A 1,449-nucleotide genomic window follows, 5' to 3' on the forward strand; every position below is an offset into this window, starting at 1 on the left:
CAATGCCGTTGACATAGATCTGGATCGGTGAGACGACGTCATCGGGGGTGGTGGCATGGCGTCGTCTCTGCCGGATCTGGCCGGGGTGGGTGTGCTGACCCGGATGTATCCGCCGTGGCTGGTGGACGAGGTCGTGGCCCAGTGCGACCGGACGGAGAAGCGTCGGCGGCTGTTGCCGGCCCGGCTGGTGGTGTACTTCCTGCTGGCGATGGCGTTGTTCTCGCCCGCGCCGTATCTGGAGGTCATGCGGCACCTCGCTGAGGGCCTGCGGTGGGCGGGGCTGTGGGGGTCGTGGCATCCACCGAGCAAGGCCGCCATCTTCCGCGCCCGCGGACGGCTCGGGGTCGAGCCGATGGCCGCGCTGTTCGACAGATGTGCCCGACCGCTGGGCACGCCCGCGATGCCCGGGGTGTTCTGGAGGGGCTGGCGGCTGATGGCCATCGACGGCACCCGCTTCGATGTCGCCGACAGTCCGGCGAACGCCGCTGAGTTCGGCCGCCCCGGGACCGGCCGCGGCGAAGGCACCGGCGGATATCCGCAGGTCCAGGTCGTCGCTCTGGTCGAATGCGGCACCCACGCCGTCGTCGACGCGGTGCTCGGCGGCTGGCATGACGGCGAGGTCCGCCTCGCCGAGGACCTGGAACGCTCACTGACCGCGGGCATGCTCGTCCTGGGCGACCGCAACCTGCCCTCGACCCGGTTATGGCGAGCCCTGACCAGTGGCGGCGCCGACCTGTGCTTCCGCGCCAAGACCAACCGCCGCCTGCCCGTCCTGCAATCACTGCCCGACGGGTCCTGGCTCAGCCGGATCCAGGCCGAAGACGACAAGAAGGCCGGCCGCGAGCCGGTGGCGGTCCGGGTGATCCGCTACCGCCTGGACGACCCGGGACGACCCGGCGAGGACCAGTACGTGCTACTGACCTCGGTCCTGGACCCGGTCCTGGCCCCCGCCGTCGACCTGGCCGCGCTCTACCCCCAGCGCTGGGAATGCGAGAGCGTCCTGGACGAGATCAAGACCCACCAGCGCGGCGCCAAGACCGTCGTCCTGGCCAGCAAGACCCCCACCGGCGTCCGCCAGGAGGTCTACGCCCACCTCCTGGTGCACCACGCCCTGCGCGCGCTGATGGCCGAAGCGGCCGCCGGCAGTCCCGAGCCGGTCGACTGCGACCGGCTCTCCTTCACCACCGCCCTGCGGGCGGCCCGCCGCACCGTCACCATCCTGCCCGGCTCTTTTTCCCCCTGACCACCTGCACACGGCCTGGGGGCACTTCCGCACCGAGGTCACCGAACGGCTCCTGCCCCCAAGGCGACTGCGCAGCCAGGCCCGGGTCGTCAAACGCAAGATGTCGAACTACAAGGCCAAGACCAGCCGCCACCGCGACTGGCCCCAGCCCACCCGGCCCTCACACGACGCCATCGTGATCCAACCGCCATAAATCAACGGCATTG

Annotated in this window: 1 protein-coding gene; it reads left to right on the forward strand. The window is 70.7% G+C overall.

Features of this window, described 5'->3' with window-relative positions:
• Positions 1–55: 55 nt before the first annotated feature.
• Positions 56–1,243, forward strand: a complete 1,188-nt coding sequence (locus AB0M76_RS43455) for an IS4 family transposase (protein ID WP_365958294.1) — start codon at positions 56–58, stop codon at positions 1,241–1,243.
• The last annotated feature ends 206 nt before the right edge of the window (positions 1,244–1,449 follow it).

This window comes from Streptomyces sp. NPDC051364, assembly GCF_040682115.1.
In the GTDB taxonomy this organism is placed as follows: domain Bacteria; phylum Actinomycetota; class Actinomycetes; order Streptomycetales; family Streptomycetaceae; genus Streptomyces.

Excerpts from the sequence above, each read along its gene's own strand:
- AB0M76_RS43455 (WP_365958294.1), top strand. The coding sequence starts at position 56 with ATGGCGTCGTCTCTGCCGGATCTGGCCGGGGTGGGTGTGCTGACCCGG.